Origin of the sequence: uncultured Sphingobacterium sp. (genome assembly GCF_964277905.1) — a bacterium.
Lineage (GTDB): Bacteria > Bacteroidota > Bacteroidia > Sphingobacteriales > Sphingobacteriaceae > Sphingobacterium > Sphingobacterium siyangense.
Genome location: NZ_CAXYKD010000005.1, coordinates 147,617 through 163,927 on the forward strand (window position 1 = coordinate 147,617; position 16,311 = coordinate 163,927).

A 16,311-nucleotide genomic window follows, 5' to 3' on the forward strand; every position below is an offset into this window, starting at 1 on the left:
GGCGATTAGGATTGATCGGCGGCATGGATAACGACATTCATACCTGCGCGTAATTTCTTGAGATCCTGTTTTGGATCAAATACAATTTTAATGGGAATCCGTTGCTCAATCTTTACGAAATTCCCGGTTGCATTGTCTTGTGGTATTAGGGCAAATTTGGAACCTGATGCCGGAGAAAATGAGTGGATTCTTCCTTTAAAACTGAGTTTGGGAAAAGCGTCGACCTGTATAGTAACGATAGTGCCTTCTGCAAGATTTTCGAGTTGAGTTTCCCTAAAGTTAGCGTTGATCCATTTCTCTTCACTAATGACATTGGCAAGTGTCTGACCTTCCTTTATATATTGTCCTGCTTGGATGGTTCGTTTTCCAACGAAGCCATCATAAGGTGCTGTAACTACGGTATATGAAAGAAAAAGCTGTGCATTTGTTTTTGCGGCCTTTTTGATATTGATATTGGCTCTTGCCGGTAATTCGCTTGCTTTTTCTTTGTTGGTGTTTAGTTGAGCTGAATTATACTCTTCGTTTATAGTGTGCAGTTGTGCCAGTGCTATATCATATGCTGCTTTGGCATTATCGTACTGTTGTTTGGTCGCAGCCTCTGCTTCAAATAAATTCTTGAATCGCTTGTAATCCTGTTCGGTCTGCCATACACTTACTTTTGCAGCTTCTAATCTTGCCTTTTGAACCGAAATGCTATTGGCTATTGCATTGGCTGTTTTGTTGATTACCTCAACATTGCTCTGGCTACTTTGGAGTTCGGCATTTGCCATATCAACCTTTGTTTGATACTCACTGGCATCTATAATTAATAAGGTATCGCCCCGATGTACATATTGGTTTTCCTCAAATCGTACCTCCTTGATAAAACCAGAGACCCTACTGGCAATAGGTGTCAAGTATTGATCAATTTGTGCGTCATTTGTTGTTACATATTGATTGGTAAAAATGAGGTGTCTGACTAAGACGCCAATACCGGTCAATAATAATAGGCTGGCAAATATGACGAGCATTTTATTAAATCCTTTTGTTTTGTCTTTTTTATCTTCTTTATTCATTGTTATTTTGATTGCGCAATTTTAATAGTCTGCTTTATGTGTTTATAGTGTGTCAACACAGGCTAACTGTGTACTTTTAGCATCATCTAAATTTACAGTTGAGCCTTTTTATTTGATTACGAGCAAACTTCCTCTGAGAGCATGAGCATATGGCTGTACAAAGATACTGTGGAATAGAAACGTTTTGTTTTGTATAGTCGGACGGATATATGTTCATTTGCGCCATGTAGTAGAAAAAGTGTAATTTTAAGTTATGGAAGAGGAAAAACTTGCAGCTATTGATGCGGACCAATATGATTTTTATGTAGACCATATGTATGTCGATCGTATCGATTCTCGTGAGTACAAACATAAAAAGGCGCGGCTGCTCTATGCTGACGGTGGTATTATTCATGTGTTTACAACAACAAAGCACTGGTATTTGCCAGCAAGGTTTTATATGTGGATTCCGGCAAATACAACTTATCATTTGGAAAGCACAAGCTCTCGTATCCCGCTATATAGTTTTTATTTCAAGGAGCAGCAGCATATGCCGTCCGTACTTTCAACGCCAAATATATTTCTAAGCAATGATCTGGTGCGTGAAATGTTTTTATTTGCTCAGGATTGGAGCGGAGGGGTTAGCAAAACGGCTGATTATTCAAAATACTGTCTCTTGCGTGCGATGATGGCGATTATTCCGGATACGAGTTCACCAATAGATGCTTTTCCGATGCAGCATCCTTATCCTAAAAGTGAAAAACTGAGGAGCGTAGCGAGATATCTGAATAGCAATATTGATCAAGCATTTACCATTGAACAGGTTGCTGCACGCTTTGGTATGAGCAGTCGCTCGTTGTCACGACTTTTCAAAGAAGATATGGGGATTAGTTATATCCGTTTTTTAAGAGCCATACGAATTGCGAAAGCCCTGGAACTGATGTCTGAGAATAGCTACTCCATTCTAGAAATAGCTATGCGCGTAGGGTACAATGAACTGTCTTCTTTTAGCAATATTTTTACACGTGTAACGGGTATCCGTCCATCGATATATATGGCGAAGATTAATGAATATAAACAGTAATATTTTTATTTAGGCCAAAAGTTCCTGCAGATCTTCCTGTGATAGTGACTTGATAAAGCTTTCTTCTGTCGTGATCAGGCTTTGTGCAATCGACTTCTTTTTATTCTGTAAAGCTAATATCTTTTCTTCGACGGTATCTTTACTGATGAATTTATAGATAAACACGTTGCGCGTTTGACCGATGCGGTGTGAACGGTCTACAGCCTGTTGTTCCACAGCTGGGTTCCACCACGGATCCAGAATAAAAACATAGTCAGCTTCAATGAGATTGAGTCCCACCCCGCCTGCTTTTATCGATATAAGGAATAACTTGGTATCGTTGTTTTTACGGAATTGGCTGACGGCTTCATCCCGATTCTTTGTGCCACCATCCAGGTAGGCATAATTTGTTCCTTTATGATCGAAATACTGACGGAAAATATTGAGCTGTTTTACGAACTGGGAGAAAATCAGTACTTTATTGCCTCTTCGCATGACCATCTCAAGCGTTTCAATTACAGCTTCAAACTTGCCGGAATCACCTGAGAATTTTTCATCCACCATTCTGGGATGATTGGCTAATTGTCGGAGCTTTGTCAGGCCTTGCAACAACGCAATTTGCGTAGATTTAGGCTTGCTGTCCAATTGTCCGTCAAGAATTGCATTGCGATATTCAGATTTGACTTTTTCGTACAACTCGGATTGTTTTTCAGTCATTTCACAATAAAGGATCTGTTCAGTTTTTGGCGGTAATTCTGTTGCCACCTGATCTTTTGTACGTCTTAATATAAATGGTTTGACAATCGCTTGAAGACGCTGTGCTTTTTCTTCATCTTTTTTCTTTTCTATTGGCTGTACAAATTCCTTTTGAAAATAAGTATAGCTGCCTAGTAGTCCTGGATTGGTGAAGTGCATCTGTGCCCAAAGATCCGAAACGGAATTTTCTACAGGAGTTCCACTCAAAGCCAATTTGTTTTTGCTTTTTAGGCTCTTGATGGCTTTAAACGATTTGGAAGTTGGGTTTTTGATATTCTGGCTCTCATCGAGAATAATGTAATTAAAATAAAAGCCACTCAAGGTTTCTTCGTCAATACGGGCAATTCCGTAGGTGGTAATGACCAAATCATATTTGGCGAAAAGAGCAGCATCTTTAATGCGGTTGTTTCCGGTATGAAGGTGGATATTAAGCTGTGGAGCAAATTGCTGTGCTTCTTTCTGCCAGTTGTATACCAATGATGTTGGCAAAACCAAAAGTGAGGTACGGATATCCTGTTCGTCTTGGAGTTGTTCTTTCTGCTGTTGCAATAGGGCTAAAGTCTGTATGGTTTTCCCCAAACCCATATCATCTGCAAGACAGCCGCCGAATTTATACTGCTTCAAAAAATTAAACCAATTGTATCCTGCTTTTTGGTATGGGCGAAGATTTCCCTTGAAATGTTTTGGTTCGGGAATATCAGCAATCTCTTCAAAGTTGGCTAGATTCTGTAGTTTTCGTGTAAATACCAGCTGTGTATGCTCACTAATTTCAAAGAGTAGACCAATATGTACCTTATTTAGTTTGAGTTCATGCCGATCTGCAGAAAACTGGAAGAGATGATTGTATTTTGCAAACCATTCTTCCGGAATCATGGCAATTTCTCCATTCGGTAAGGTAAATTCCTTAATGTTATTAAGAATATGATTGCGCAGTTGGATAAATGGAATCTCATATGGGCCAAATTTTGCGATAGCGCTGATATCAAACCAATCATTGTCTTCATCAATGGAGATATCTAAGGAGGTGTGCCCTATGAAGAAGCGTTTTTCTTCGCTATTTTGTATAATGTGGAATCCAAGAGTCTCAAGTTGTTCTTGATGGTTGTTCATCCAGTCAAATACTGAAAGCCGTTTCCCAGTATGGGTAGTTGGCGTTAATAAACCGAGTTGGAGGTCGACATCCTGTAGGCCCAATTTTTTTAAGCTTTCATGTTGTTGTTCTTCCCATTGCAAAGATCGTTTTACACGGTGGAATATATATTGATCATCTTTCTCATTATATTCCATACGAACAGTAACTTTATTCTCGGCTCCTGCGGTAAAAGTGTGCGGTCCGTACTTGAACTGCAGTTGTAATTGCGACGCCCCGTCTTCAATATAAATCAAATGGAGGAGTGGAATTGCTTGGTGTTGGTGGGTTTGAATTTCAAATCCTTCGGCATAGACATGATAGCGTTCAATCAGTCCACATACAAAGGTTTCGAAATATTTTTTTTCGGTACTTCTACCGACAGAAATGTAACGTTTATTTAGGAAAGGACTGAGTTTCTTGCCTTCAAGTGCCTGATCGAAATAATATAGGGTATTGTTTAGAAGTAACCATGCTTGTACATTGGTCAAGACAATGGCATTTTTGAACATAAACTCCAGACGCTGATTTTCGTATTTGATTGTCGGAAAATAACGTGTTTCTTCTTCGTTTCGTCGAAAATGAAATAGAATCGATGCAGCGGAGGTTGCCAATTTAATTTCTTGATCTGCTGGATAACCATCTTTGCTCATCATGAAAAGCGGTTTGTCTCCAACAGCTTCAAAAAATTGGATCATTTTTTCATCAATTTTAGGACGAAGAAGTTCATGTAGCTTTTTATCGAAAACTTTGGAAAAGAAATCGACAGGTCTAATTGCTTTTTTGTAGTATTTTTTAATGAGGTGAGTTTGTTCGATTTCATCGAGCAATCGAATTAGTTTGTAATCTAATTCATCCAATTCAGCGGCGTAAGCATCTACAGTATTGCTAAATATACGTTGATAGCGTAGTGAGTAAGTCCCATTGGGATTGAGTTTGACCATGTGTGGCTCAATAAGATAGCCAAGATAGGGGTGCTCACATATAGAATAAACGATTTTATATACTGGAAATGACTTTGACTGTTGCATTAAAAATAGCGGACCTTATAAATAAAGGTTTCTAATATACAATAAAATATACCATTAATCGCAATTTGCGCGTTGAAATTTTAAAAATCGATTCTAAGGGATAGCTAGTTAAGATCTCGTACTAACCTTCATTATGAGGTTGTGCACAGGTGTCGTTAAATATCAAAGGTAGTAGGCCCTATTTCACGGCTTGATTTGCTTGGATTGAAAATTTGGATTGCAATTAGCCTTGATCGCTATAGGAGTAAAAATCTAATAGTTCCCTTCAAAGACAAACTGTGCCGGCCCTTTTAAGAACACCTCTGAGAAATGGGAGCCTTTCTTATGGAAGGAGATATACAGCTGTCCTCCTAATACTCGGATAGGAATATTGATATCACCTTCTAAATTTTGCTGCAAGGCGACAGCCATGGCCGCTGCAGTTGCTCCAGTGCCGCAGGCATAGGTTTCATCTTCAACACCGCGCTCAAATGTGCGGAGGAAATAACCATCTCCTTCAGCTTCAATGAAATTTACATTGATGCCTTCTTTTCCATAAGTAGCGTTATTGCGAATTGCGTAGCCATCTTGGAAGACATTCTTATCCTGCAGATTTTTTACGAACTCAACATAATGTGGAGAACCGGTTTGTAACAGATAAGCTTCTCCATCACGGGCAAAATCCGTTACATCGATCATCTGGAGATTGACAAGATCTGCTGATAAAGAGGCATGGTGTATGCCGTCTACTGCCAAAAAGACAGTTTTGTCAGTAATAATGCCTAAGTCGCGTGCAAAAGCTACGATACAACGCCCCCCATTACCACACATGCTGCCTTCTCTACCGTCGGCATTATAATAAATCATCTCAAAATCGTAATTTTCTCTGGTTTGTAAGAGCATTAAACCATCGGCACCAATGCCAAACCGGCGGTTACAGAGCTTTTCTACCAATGCTTCATCTGCGCGGTCAAATGCTTTGTTGCGATTGTCTACTAAAATGAAGTCATTGCCTGCTCCCTGATATTTTGAAAATCTTACTTTTGATGCCATTACGTTGATTTGTAGTAACAAAAGTACGTTTTTTTGTTACAAAAAAACGGAGAAAAGTTAAGATTTGTTAAAATGATTGCATTTGTCTAGTAATTAACATTTTTTAACGTGTCGGATTTTCCGAAGGCTTCGAAATGGTATTACATTTGAACATATCCGAATAAAATCGGTAATTTTAAGAGCAAAAATTATCAGCTTATATTAAGACATTTTAAAATAAAAATAAGTTTATGAATAAGGTCGGTTTAACGCTATTAACAGCTGTTTTCGGTGGAGCGGTAGCATTAGGAGGTTACAAGCTTATTGAGAATAAGAAGTTTGATGGTATGTCTTTCGAAGACAAACAAAAGGTTTATTTCGCAAACAATCCAACTGGGGTGATGTCCTCAACAGGTAACCCTGATTTTACCCAAGCTGCGGCAGCGGTATCACCTGGGGTTGTACATATTAAAACAACATATAGTCGTAAGGGATCGCAGCAATCGCAAGGTTCTCCGTTTGATATGTTTGAAGAGTTTTTTGGCATGCCACAAGGTGGTGGACGTCGTCAAATGCAGGCGCAACCTGTGCAGGCTTCAGGATCAGGCGTAATTATCTCGGATGATGGTTATATTGTAACCAATAACCATGTCGTTGAGGATGCAGATAAAATTGAAGTCGTATTAACAGACAAACGTACGTTTGAAGCCAAATTGATCGGACGTGATCCGAACACAGATTTAGCCTTGTTGAAAGTATCAGGTAAGGGCCTTCCTGTTGTCAAATTGGGTAACTCAGATAATGTCAATGTCGGTGAATGGGTACTGGCTTTCGGATACCCACTTGGACTTCAATCTACAGTGACTGCAGGTATCATTAGTGCTAAAGGTCGTCAGATTGGTATTTTGAATGAAGGTCAACAACAACGTGGTAATCCATTTGGTGGTGGACAGGATCAAATCCCTGTAAGTTCAGCGATCGAATCCTTTATTCAAACAGATGCGGTTATCAACAAAGGGAATAGTGGCGGAGCATTGACTAACGCTTCAGGAGAATTGATTGGTATTAACTCTGCCATAGCCTCTCCAACAGGAACATATGCTGGTTATGGTTTTGCGATTCCAGTTAATTTAGTGAAAAAGATTGTTGATGACTTTGTCGAATATGGTAATGTAAAACGTGGTTATATAGGTGTTACTTATACTGAAATAACACCTGAATTGGCCAAGGAAAAAGGTTTTACAGATGTGGATGGCTTATATGTTCAAGATGTTGTAAGTGGTGGCGCTGCAGAGGCTGCAGGTGTTAAAAAAGGAGATATCTTGACAAAAATCAATGGAAAAGTGATTACAGGCTCACCTGTCTTAAGTGAAACTATAGGCCGTGCGCGTCCTGGAGATAAGGTAAACGTTACCTATAAACGTGATGGTAAAGAGAAACAAGTAACCATGACATTGAAAGGCGAAGAATCCTTAAAGACTGCAAGCACTGGCGGAAAAGCTTCGAAAAGTGCAACGGAGATCTATAATAAATTAGGAGCAAGCTTTATTCCTGCTTCAGCTCAGAAGAAAAAGGAATTGGGCGTAAATTCCGGAGTTGTTGTAACTCAGGTGAACCGTGGTGGTATCTTTGATTATTTCGGTGTAGAGCGTGGACTGGTCATTACAGAGGTGAATGGAAAAGCGGTCAATACAGTAGATGATGTTGAAACAGCGCTTGGTGCAACGCAACGCAATATTGTACGATTGAAAGGAGTATCTCCGCAAGGTGGTGCTGTTCAATTGAGCTTCCCTGTAGAATATTAAGCATTGAATTAAGAATTGGTTGATTAATATAGTTTAGGTGGTTCTAACCGTAAGGTTAGGCCACCTTTTTTATGCTTTGTGTTATTGATCGTATTTTTTATGACGATATCATTCAGCTCGCTACGCTTGGTTTAATGAAAAGTGTTTAGTCTCATTGGCGTCATTGAATTGGGGTATTGAACAGCAAAGTTCTCCAGTCTGTTTTCATTAATGGCGGTGGATACAGAATCAGAAGGACTTTATGGGAAAGCTAGGACACTTGGTAAGAAGTAAGTCAATTTTAAGCCGGTTGTTTCCTTAATCATTTTAGTTTAGCTATTTTGCGGAATGAAGTGCCGATACAGCTCCAGCACTTTTTATGCTGGGCCTTTCTGGCCTTGTGATTTATTACATATTTTGCTATTGGCAAGCATGAAAACCTGATTATGTCGGCTAATCGCGTTCTTTGCGCCGTTTAGTTGGATCATAGCGTGGTATTGCTACTCTTTGATAGCTTTTAAAAATTATAGAGATGAAGATTTTAATGGTTTGTTTGGGAAATATCTGTCGTTCTCCCCTTGCACATGGTATATTGAAACAAAAAGCAGCAGATAATCAATTAAACTGGGTCGTTGAATCGGCGGGTACAGGCGACTGGCATATTGGTGAAGCCCCCGATCGTAGAGCTATAGCAATTGCAAAGAAATATGGTGTCGATATTTCCGGTCAGCGGGCTCGGCATTTCAAACCGCAATTTTTTTCCGAATACGATCTTATATTTGTAATGGATAGACAAAACTATGCAGATGTATGCGCTCAGGTGATTGATAAGGAAGATCTGCACAAAGTTAAATTGTTTTTGGGAGATGATGTTGTTCCTGATCCGTATTTTGATGATAATTTGTTCGATCCCGTGTTTCAGATGATTGATCAACGTTGTGCAGAGGTTATTGCCAAAGGAGGGAATCCAACAGCATAACTATATTTATCTGTGCGTTAATTTGCTTGCAAATCATCGTAAATTTATCTTAGTTTGTTTAAAACAAAAAAATGAAGGCAGCAGAAGTAAACAAGAAGTGGAACATCCTACAGGATGAAATTGCTTCTCTATTCGATATGGAAAAGCCTGACATCAAGGTCTGTTTATTCCTTATTGGTGTTCAGGAATTGGGCAAAGGTGCCCAAAAATTCTCAAAACGAGAAAAAGAAGAGTTGATGCACATTGCGACGTGTCGTCTTTTCAGTGCTATGGGATTTTATAATCTGAAAGGTCTGGATGAAGAAGGGTGGCCACATTGGGAATTGGTAAAACCTATTCCTAACTATACTCTTTTGGAGCAAGAACTGATTATGAAGTCCTTGATCATAAATTATTTTGAGGAATTAAACGTTATCTAGAAGATAACACAATTGAAAAAAGAGGAAGTTCTAAATGGGAACATATAATTATTAACAGATGAGATTTTTAAAGGCTAGTTTAATAGCAGTATTCTGCTTTTTGCAGGTTTTGGCGTTTGCGGCTAAACCCGAGTTTAAATATGTACAGATCGTTACTGACAAGGGGACCTGTGTGCTGCGGCTGTACAATGAGACACCAAAACATCGGGATAACTTCGTGAAACTAGCAAAAAGTAAATACTACGATGGAACCTTGTTCCATCGCGTCATCCAGAATTTTATGATCCAGGGAGGCGATCCTGACTCAAGAAATGCAGTTGGAGGAGCGCAGCTGGGTAATGGAGGACCAGGGTATACCATTCCTGCAGAGATTCAGGACGGTTTGTTCCATAAAAAAGGGACCATTGGAGCGGCTAGGGATAACAACCCCGCAAAAGCTTCTTCGGGTTCTCAGTTTTATCTTGTTCAGGGAAAGGTATTCACACCTGAAGATCTTAATCGTTTGGAGCAAACACGGATGAATGGTAAGAAATTTTCGGAAGCACAGCGTCAGGCTTATACAACTATTGGTGGCGCACCTCATTTGGATTGGAATTATACTGTATTTGGTGAGTTGGTCAAGGGAGTGGATGTTATCGATCAGATTGCAGCTGTGAAAACAGATAAGCACGATAGACCAGAAGTCGACCAAAAGATGAACATGCATGTACTAACGCGGCGAGAAGCGTTAAACTTAGAGCGGGAACTAAAAGGTCTAAAACCTCAGACTGGTATCTTTTCTAAAATCGGTGATCTGTTCTCTTCTAAGGATTATTAATGTTTTTATGAAGTCGTAAACCAGGGATTGGAGCGCTTTTTTTCCTATTATTTAGAATCTCAATACTCAAAAAATGAAAATAGTAACCTATAATGTGAATGGTTTACGTGCAGCCTTGAAGAAGGATTGGTTAGGCTGGTTGAAAACTGTAAATGCGGATGTCATATGTCTTCAGGAGATTAAAGCTACACCGGATCAGATTCCCGAAATTGCTTTGTTGGAGCAGATGGGCTATGAGCATTACTGGTATCCAGCTCAAAAAAAGGGCTATAGCGGAGTCGCCTTGTTTACGCGGATCACACCTAAGCATATTGAGTATGGTTGTGGCCATGAAGATTATGATTTTGAAGGACGTATTATCCGTGCTGATTTTGATCAGGTTTCAGTGATGAGTACCTATTTTCCATCAGGTACAACAGGAGATGTGAGACAGGATTTTAAATATCGTTTTCTGGAGGATTTTCAGTTATATAGCGATAAGCTTTTGATCGAAAAACCAAATTTGGTCGTTTGTGGTGATTATAATATTTGTCACCGTGCCATCGATATTCACAATCCAAAATCAAATGCAAATTCTTCGGGATTTCTTCCGGAAGAGCGCGAATGGATGGAGAATTTTATTAATTCGGGTTATATTGACTCTTTCCGCCATTTAAACCCTGATCCACACCACTACAGTTGGTGGAGCTATCGCGCAGGGGCTCGTGCAAAGAATTTGGGCTGGCGTATTGATTATAATATGGTTTCAAAGCCTTTGGCGGAACAAATCAAATCTTCCAGTATAATGCCGGATGCAGTCCATTCCGATCATTGCCCGGTATTGCTGGAGCTTGCTATCTAATACTTAGATGACATTTCATAAAAAAGGCTTTCATACGTATGAAAGCCTTTTTTATGGTGAAGCGCAAGAGCGCATTATTCACTAACTATCTCCCTTGGCTATGGATAATGGAAAGTTGCTGGGCAACTTTCTCTGCGATCGTTAAAAATGATTTCGTTACAGGATCTTCGGTATCTATGGCAACAGGGAAACCATTATCTCCAGCATCAGAAATGCCTTTTAACAAAGGGATTTCACCTAGGAAAGGAACTTTATATTCTTCTGCAAGACGTTTCCCGCCATCTTTACCAAAAATATAATATTTATTCTCTGGAAGTTCAGCTGGTGTAAAATAGGCCATATTTTCCACGACACCCAATAATGGGATATTGATGCTATCCATTAAGAACATTCCGATTCCTTTAACAGCATCAGCCAGGGCAACATGCTGCGGGGTTGTGACAATCACAGCACCGGCAATCGGGAATGTCTGTGATACGGTGATATGGATGTCACCCGTACCCGGAGGCATATCAACAACCAAGTAATCCAGTTCACCCCAATGTGCATCGTTAAAAAGCTGCTTGATAGCCGAGGTCGTCATCGGTCCACGCCATGGAATAGGTTGGTTTGGATCGGTGAAAAATCCTATTGAAAGTAATTTCAGTCCAAATTTTTCAAGCGGTTCAATTTTAACCTGGCCGTTTGGCATTTCTATCGAACCCGGTTTGGCACCTTCTAGGCCAAACATAATTGGAAGCGATGGCCCATAGATGTCGGCGTCTAAAAGACCTGTTTTAGCTCCTTTAGCATGGAGTGCAAGTGCAAGATTTGCAGCGACAGTAGATTTACCAACTCCACCTTTGCCTGAAGATACCAGGATGATGTTTTTAATACCTGATACTTGCGCGCCTTGTTTCCCGATCACATTGGAAGTCATATTGATATGAACTTCGAGATTTTTGTCGATGAAATGGGCTATGGCGTTTCGACAGGCATGCTCAATATGGTCCTTAAGCGGGCAAGCTGGTGTAGTTAAAATGACATCGAAAGAAATTTTTTCACCTTCGATCTCGATATTTTGAATCATATTCAATGTTACAAGATCCTTTTTCAAATCAGGCTCTTCAACATAGGATAATGCATTTAATATTTGTTCTTTGGTAACCATCTATTATTCATTTGTAATCATGGATTACAAAACTACTCATTGCGGATCAATTTCATGTCATTTCTTTGTTTTTAATGGGATTAAGATTACTGTATCGTACTCCTCATCTTTAGGAAAGATCCGTTATCCAGCATATTTTCGTTTCCGGGTAACCAACCTGTTTTCTAAATAATTTTGTCGGAATGTATAAAGGGATAAAGGCCATCCTTGTTTCAGTGAATTATAATTGTATATGCAGCCAAATTTATCTAAGTTTGACTGTTGATATGCACGAATTTGCATTAAGTAATAATTATGTCCAATCGATTTATAACATCTTTTAAGTCCCGCAAATGGCGATGGCTTTATATCGCTTTAGCTGCTATTTTGGTTTTGGCGATCGCAGTAGGCACGTATGCTTATCAGAAAAGAGATGCCATGCTCATGGGAGCAATCAACAAAGCGAAAGCGAAGTTGCTTGAAAAGTATGATATGGAATTGAAGATTCAATATTATGCTTTCCAGGGGATTAATGCTGTACAGTTTAAGAATATACAGCTATTGCCCAAAAATAGAGATCAATTGGCTCAAATCAATGATTTGACAGTGTCTGTAAAATTGTGGCCTTTGTTATTTGGTGATGTGAAGTTAGGACAAGTTCTTTTAGATAATGGGAAGATTTCTCTTGTTAAAAAGGATTCGATCAGTAACTACGATTTCCTGTTCAAGAAGCAGAAAAAGGATACTGTTGAAAATGATAACCCAAAGCAGAATCTGGCGGCCTTGGCAGATCGATTGTTGAAAAATGTATTTTTTAAGATTCCAAATGACCTCGATCTCAAGGACCTTGAGCTTTCCTATCGTGACGACAGTACTTCACAACGCATTGTAATTCCTTCTGCTGTGATAGACGGCGGAGATATGGAAACCAAGTTCCTGTTAAATGACCATGAGGCGGCCTGGAATCTGACTGGAACAATTGATTCAGATAATCAAGAATGTGACCTTCGTCTTTTTTCCGATAAAAAAGAGGTAAATCTTCCGCTATTACAACGCAAATTTGGTCTTGCGGTAAGTTTTGATGAAATATCCTTCCGATTGGACAAGGCTCATAGAAGAAATAAGGAGTTACTGGAGTTGCATGGGCAATGGGGATTTAAAAATCTGAAAGTAAATCACTGGCGTATTTCTAGTAAAGATGTTATTTTTCCTGAGGCCATCATGCAGGGGGCATTGAATATTGGAGCATCATCGGTTGAAGTGAGCAAAGAAAGTACCGTTCAGGTCAAAGATTTTGTGTTTTCTCCTTATATCAAATATGTGCACAAGCCGGAAAAGGAACTCTTCCTTGCCATCCATACCGATAGGATAGAGGCTCAGCACTTTTTTGATGCCATGCCAGTTGGATTATTTCCTGGCTTAGACGGTATTCAGGTGGAGGGGCATATTCAATACGATCTGAACTTTGCTCTCGAAATCAAAAAGCCCGAAAAGCTTCTTTTCTCTTCCAAAATGGATGATAGGGATTTAAAGGTAGTCAAATGGGGGGAGGCCGATATTGCGATGTTAAATACACCATTCACGTATACAGCCTATGAAGATGGTAAGCCGATGCGGGAAATTGTTGTCGGACCTCAAAATCCTAATTTTACACCTATAGATCAAATATCCCGTTATATGCAGATTAGTTTGATCAATACAGAAGATCCATTTTTCTTTAAGCACAAGGGCTTTGAGGAGAAGGCTTTTAAACTCTCTATTGCTACAAACATTAAGGAAAAAGGATTTAAGCGTGGAGCGAGTACGATATCAATGCAACTGGTGAAAAATGTTTTTCTAAATCGCAATAAGACGGTTGTACGGAAGCTGGAGGAAATTTTGCTGGTATGGCTGATGGAGCGCTCTCAGCAAGTGAGTAAAAAACGCATGTACGAGGTTTACCTGAATGTCATCGAATGGGGGAATAATGTATATGGAATTACCGAAGCCGCACGCTATTATTTTGGGAAAACACCGGCGCAATTAGGGCTTGGAGAAAGTATATTTTTGTCGAGCATTGTTCCCCGTCCTAAAAAGGGACTCAATTTTTTTGACTGGACAGGGCACCTGAAAGGGAATATGTTGCGCTATTTTAATACCTATGGTCATATTATGACCAAAACAGGGCAGATTAGTGTGGATTCAACAACTTCAAATTATGGTTTTTATGAAGTTGTTCTGCAGCCGCATCTGCGGGCAGCAAGACCAGCTGTGGTAGATTCTGTTGATGTATTTGATATGGGAGATGATCCATTATTGTTCGATCGTCTCGAAAGTAGTTCTCCTGCCGACAATCTTGAGCATGTATCTGTTCCAAAGAAGCTAAAACAAATGGATCTAACGGAAAAGAAAGATGAGGAGGCTAGTGAGCAGGAGAAACCAAAACGATCGCTATTTGACAAGATATTAGGGCGTAAAAAAGAGGAAAAAGAAAACGACACACACAAATAGTGCCTGTGCTGAAAGAAGAATGTTAGCATGAAAAAGATAGAAATTGACGGACTGCTTTTCGAACCTTTATTTGAAGAGGAGCAAATTCAGAAACGAGTGCGCTTGATGGGGATTGATATAAGCCTGCGTTATGAACACAAACAGCCTGTTTTTATAGGCGTCTTGAATGGATGTTTTATGTTTATGGCAGATTTGCTTAAACAAATTGATGTTCCTTGTGAGATGTCGTTTATTAAGTTGGCTTCTTATATTGGAACGGGGCAATCTGAATTAAACGAGCTTTTAGGACTTGGTATTGATCTTGAAGGCCGTGATGTGATTATTGTAGAAGATATTGTTGACTCCGGGCATTCACTGAAGTATACCTTGGATGCCGTAAAAAAATTAAATCCAGCAAGTGTGATTGCCTGTGCACTTTTGGTGAAACCCGAGGCGCTGCAGTATCATTTCGAGGAATTGACCTATGTTGGCTTTGAAATAAGTAAGGAATTTGTAGTTGGGTACGGTATGGATTTTAATGGTCTTTGTCGGAATCTCCCTGATATTTATAAAAACGTAGCAGTCTAATGTACTAACAAGTGATCATTAGATTTTGACTATAGAATTTTGATCTATTCAGGTGTTTGATCGTTGTATAATTCTTTCAGATTTATGCGTAAAATTTCTAAATCTGATAACGGTAGTTTGGAGACAGTTTCAAATATTTCCTTTTCATCAAATTTAATGACTAAGACACCTTTGTTATCTTCCTCATAACCCGATTTTTGTATTGTAAAGTCTATCTTTTCAAAATCAAATTCTTTTTGACCTCCTTTAAACCATTGGTAGTCGGCGGTGTAGTTGACTTTGTTTTTTTGAAATTCAATAATTTCAGCGCCATAAGTATTCCATAATGAAACACGGAGCATATAGTATGCTATTAATCCAAATAAGCCAAGCATGATAACACTCACAATTGTCAGCCCGCTATTATTGGATACATTGACAGTGACGCCACCAAGGGGTAGAATTATAGAAAATATGGTAAGTAAATAGATGAATAGTCTGGCAATTAGAGGCCCCCTTTTTTCTTTTAATACCAATTGGTTTTGTTTTAGGTCGATTTGATTCATATGTCGTATTTCTGTTCTTAACGGTCTTTTTTTATGGTGTAGAGAACCGGTTTTGATTCCTATAAATTGGTGTTTGCGAAACCTGTGCGCATTTTAATGGTTAGCTTATTTAAACGAACAGGTTTCGATATGGTCGTTCACCATTCCGACGGCCTGCATATAAGCATAACAGATGGTAGAACCGAAAAATTTGAATCCCCTTTTCTTCATGTCTTTTGCTATTGTATCAGAAATAGCTGTAGTTGCAGGTACCTGTTGCAGACTGGTCCAGTGGTTGACGATCGGTTGTTTTTCGGGCAAAAAGGTGTATAAATAGTCGTAGAAGCTACCATATTCTGCTTGGATTTTCTTGAAATGCTGTGCATTGGTAATGGTGGATTCAATTTTATTCCTGTGTTTGATGATTCCCGAATCGACCAAAAGTCTAGCGACATGTTCGTTGGTATAAGCAGCGACTTGATCAACATCAAAATTGGCAAAAGCTTCTTGGTATGCCTTTCTTCGACGAAGAATCGTGATCCAGCTGAGACCAGCTTGTGCAGATTCCAAGATCAAGAATTCAAATAAAGTTTTGTCATCGCGGACTTGTCGTCCCCATTCTTTATCGTGGTAGTCTACATATTGTGGGTCAGATCCGCACCATTGACAACGGGTGATTTCTTTGTACATGTTCTCTGAAGATTTTTTGAATGCAATATAACTTTTTATCCTAACTT

At 39.3% G+C, this 16,311-nt stretch carries 14 protein-coding genes; 8 read left to right on the top strand and 6 right to left on the bottom strand.

Going from position 1 to position 16,311, the window contains the following annotated elements:
* Positions 1 to 5: 5 nt before the first annotated feature.
* A complete protein-coding gene (locus ACHWSC_RS04135) occupies positions 6 to 1,055 on the bottom strand; it encodes an HlyD family secretion protein (RefSeq protein WP_394675871.1) in 1,050 nt (349 codons plus the stop codon).
* A gap of 253 nt (positions 1,056 to 1,308) precedes the next feature.
* Here ACHWSC_RS04135 and ACHWSC_RS04140 point away from each other — a divergent pair, with 253 nt between their 5' ends.
* Positions 1,309 to 2,118, top strand: a complete 810-nt coding sequence (locus ACHWSC_RS04140) for an AraC family transcriptional regulator (protein ID WP_394675872.1) — start codon at positions 1,309 to 1,311, stop codon at positions 2,116 to 2,118.
* A 9-nt stretch (positions 2,119 to 2,127) separates the two neighbouring features.
* Here the strand turns inward: ACHWSC_RS04140 and ACHWSC_RS04145 are convergent, their stop codons facing one another.
* Together ACHWSC_RS04145 and dapF are read right to left on the bottom strand one after the other, a co-directional pair.
* The gene (locus ACHWSC_RS04145; RefSeq protein WP_394675873.1) at positions 2,128 to 5,013 is read right to left on the bottom strand and encodes a DEAD/DEAH box helicase; all 2,886 of its coding nucleotides are present in this window, start codon (positions 5,011 to 5,013) and stop codon (positions 2,128 to 2,130) included.
* A gap of 252 nt (positions 5,014 to 5,265) precedes the next feature.
* Positions 5,266 to 6,045 carry a diaminopimelate epimerase gene (gene dapF / locus ACHWSC_RS04150; protein WP_394675874.1) on the bottom strand — a complete coding sequence of 260 codons (780 nt, stop codon included), beginning with the start codon at positions 6,043 to 6,045 and terminating at the stop codon, positions 5,266 to 5,268.
* A 230-nt stretch (positions 6,046 to 6,275) separates the two neighbouring features.
* On the opposite strand from dapF, the gene ACHWSC_RS04155 reads away from it, so the two are divergent.
* The 5 genes from ACHWSC_RS04155 (at position 6,276) to ACHWSC_RS04175 (ending at position 10,864) form a co-directional block, all read left to right on the top strand.
* Positions 6,276 to 7,829 (top strand): Do family serine endopeptidase, encoded by a 1,554-nt coding sequence (locus ACHWSC_RS04155; protein ID WP_120335090.1) that lies wholly within the window; start codon positions 6,276 to 6,278, stop codon positions 7,827 to 7,829.
* A 511-nt stretch (positions 7,830 to 8,340) separates the two neighbouring features.
* Positions 8,341 to 8,787: a low molecular weight protein-tyrosine-phosphatase gene (locus ACHWSC_RS04160; RefSeq protein WP_075994463.1), complete on the top strand. Its 447-nt coding sequence runs from the start codon at positions 8,341 to 8,343 to the stop codon at positions 8,785 to 8,787.
* A 71-nt stretch (positions 8,788 to 8,858) separates the two neighbouring features.
* On the top strand, positions 8,859 to 9,206 hold the full coding sequence (locus ACHWSC_RS04165; RefSeq protein ID WP_075994462.1) for a hypothetical protein: 348 nt from the start codon (positions 8,859 to 8,861) through the stop codon (positions 9,204 to 9,206).
* Positions 9,207 to 9,264: 58 nt separating this feature from the next.
* Positions 9,265 to 10,023: a peptidylprolyl isomerase gene (locus tag ACHWSC_RS04170; protein ID WP_088163194.1), complete on the top strand. Its 759-nt coding sequence runs from the start codon at positions 9,265 to 9,267 to the stop codon at positions 10,021 to 10,023.
* Between the two features lie 73 nt (positions 10,024 to 10,096).
* The gene (locus tag ACHWSC_RS04175) at positions 10,097 to 10,864 is read left to right on the top strand and encodes an exodeoxyribonuclease III (protein ID WP_120335089.1); all 768 of its coding nucleotides are present in this window, start codon (positions 10,097 to 10,099) and stop codon (positions 10,862 to 10,864) included.
* 85 nt (positions 10,865 to 10,949) lie between these two features.
* Here the strand turns inward: ACHWSC_RS04175 and ACHWSC_RS04180 are convergent, their stop codons facing one another.
* Positions 10,950 to 12,014: an Mrp/NBP35 family ATP-binding protein gene (locus ACHWSC_RS04180; RefSeq protein ID WP_286848895.1), complete on the bottom strand. Its 1,065-nt coding sequence runs from the start codon at positions 12,012 to 12,014 to the stop codon at positions 10,950 to 10,952.
* 294 nt (positions 12,015 to 12,308) lie between these two features.
* Between ACHWSC_RS04180 and ACHWSC_RS04185 the strand changes: the two genes are divergently transcribed.
* Both ACHWSC_RS04185 and hpt read left to right on the top strand, forming a co-directional pair.
* The gene (locus tag ACHWSC_RS04185; protein WP_394675875.1) at positions 12,309 to 14,483 is read left to right on the top strand and encodes a transglycosylase domain-containing protein; all 2,175 of its coding nucleotides are present in this window, start codon (positions 12,309 to 12,311) and stop codon (positions 14,481 to 14,483) included.
* 27 nt (positions 14,484 to 14,510) lie between these two features.
* The gene (gene hpt, locus ACHWSC_RS04190) at positions 14,511 to 15,050 is read left to right on the top strand and encodes a hypoxanthine phosphoribosyltransferase (RefSeq protein WP_075994457.1); all 540 of its coding nucleotides are present in this window, start codon (positions 14,511 to 14,513) and stop codon (positions 15,048 to 15,050) included.
* A 44-nt stretch (positions 15,051 to 15,094) separates the two neighbouring features.
* Here hpt and ACHWSC_RS04195 read toward each other — a convergent pair whose 3' ends face one another.
* Together ACHWSC_RS04195 and ACHWSC_RS04200 are read right to left on the bottom strand one after the other, a co-directional pair.
* A complete protein-coding gene (locus ACHWSC_RS04195) occupies positions 15,095 to 15,595 on the bottom strand; it encodes a hypothetical protein (RefSeq protein ID WP_394675876.1) in 501 nt (166 codons plus the stop codon).
* A gap of 105 nt (positions 15,596 to 15,700) precedes the next feature.
* Positions 15,701 to 16,264 (bottom strand): DNA-3-methyladenine glycosylase I, encoded by a 564-nt coding sequence (locus tag ACHWSC_RS04200; protein ID WP_394675877.1) that lies wholly within the window; start codon positions 16,262 to 16,264, stop codon positions 15,701 to 15,703.
* Positions 16,265 to 16,311 lie beyond the last annotated feature (47 nt).

What these genes read in the sequence shown, in the direction of transcription:
- ACHWSC_RS04170 (WP_088163194.1), top strand. Translation starts at nt 9,265, where the DNA reads ATGAGATTTTTAAAGGCTAGTTTAATAGCAGTATTCTGCTTTTTGCAG.
- ACHWSC_RS04185 (WP_394675875.1), top strand. Translation starts at nt 12,309, where the DNA reads ATGTCCAATCGATTTATAACATCTTTTAAGTCCCGCAAATGGCGATGG.
- hpt (WP_075994457.1), top strand. Translation starts at nt 14,511, where the DNA reads ATGAAAAAGATAGAAATTGACGGACTGCTTTTCGAACCTTTATTTGAA.
- ACHWSC_RS04180 (WP_286848895.1), bottom strand. Translation starts at nt 12,014, where the DNA reads ATGGTTACCAAAGAACAAATATTAAATGCATTATCCTATGTTGAAGAG.
- ACHWSC_RS04140 (WP_394675872.1), top strand. Translation starts at nt 1,309, where the DNA reads ATGGAAGAGGAAAAACTTGCAGCTATTGATGCGGACCAATATGATTTT.
- ACHWSC_RS04160 (WP_075994463.1), top strand. Translation starts at nt 8,341, where the DNA reads ATGAAGATTTTAATGGTTTGTTTGGGAAATATCTGTCGTTCTCCCCTT.
- ACHWSC_RS04200 (WP_394675877.1), bottom strand. Translation starts at nt 16,264, where the DNA reads ATGTACAAAGAAATCACCCGTTGTCAATGGTGCGGATCTGACCCACAA.
- ACHWSC_RS04145 (WP_394675873.1), bottom strand. Translation starts at nt 5,013, where the DNA reads ATGCAACAGTCAAAGTCATTTCCAGTATATAAAATCGTTTATTCTATA.
- ACHWSC_RS04165 (WP_075994462.1), top strand. Translation starts at nt 8,859, where the DNA reads ATGAAGGCAGCAGAAGTAAACAAGAAGTGGAACATCCTACAGGATGAA.
- ACHWSC_RS04175 (WP_120335089.1), top strand. Translation starts at nt 10,097, where the DNA reads ATGAAAATAGTAACCTATAATGTGAATGGTTTACGTGCAGCCTTGAAG.
- ACHWSC_RS04135 (WP_394675871.1), bottom strand. Translation starts at nt 1,055, where the DNA reads ATGAATAAAGAAGATAAAAAAGACAAAACAAAAGGATTTAATAAAATG.
- ACHWSC_RS04155 (WP_120335090.1), top strand. Translation starts at nt 6,276, where the DNA reads ATGAATAAGGTCGGTTTAACGCTATTAACAGCTGTTTTCGGTGGAGCG.
- dapF (WP_394675874.1), bottom strand. Translation starts at nt 6,045, where the DNA reads ATGGCATCAAAAGTAAGATTTTCAAAATATCAGGGAGCAGGCAATGAC.
- ACHWSC_RS04195 (WP_394675876.1), bottom strand. Translation starts at nt 15,595, where the DNA reads ATGAATCAAATCGACCTAAAACAAAACCAATTGGTATTAAAAGAAAAA.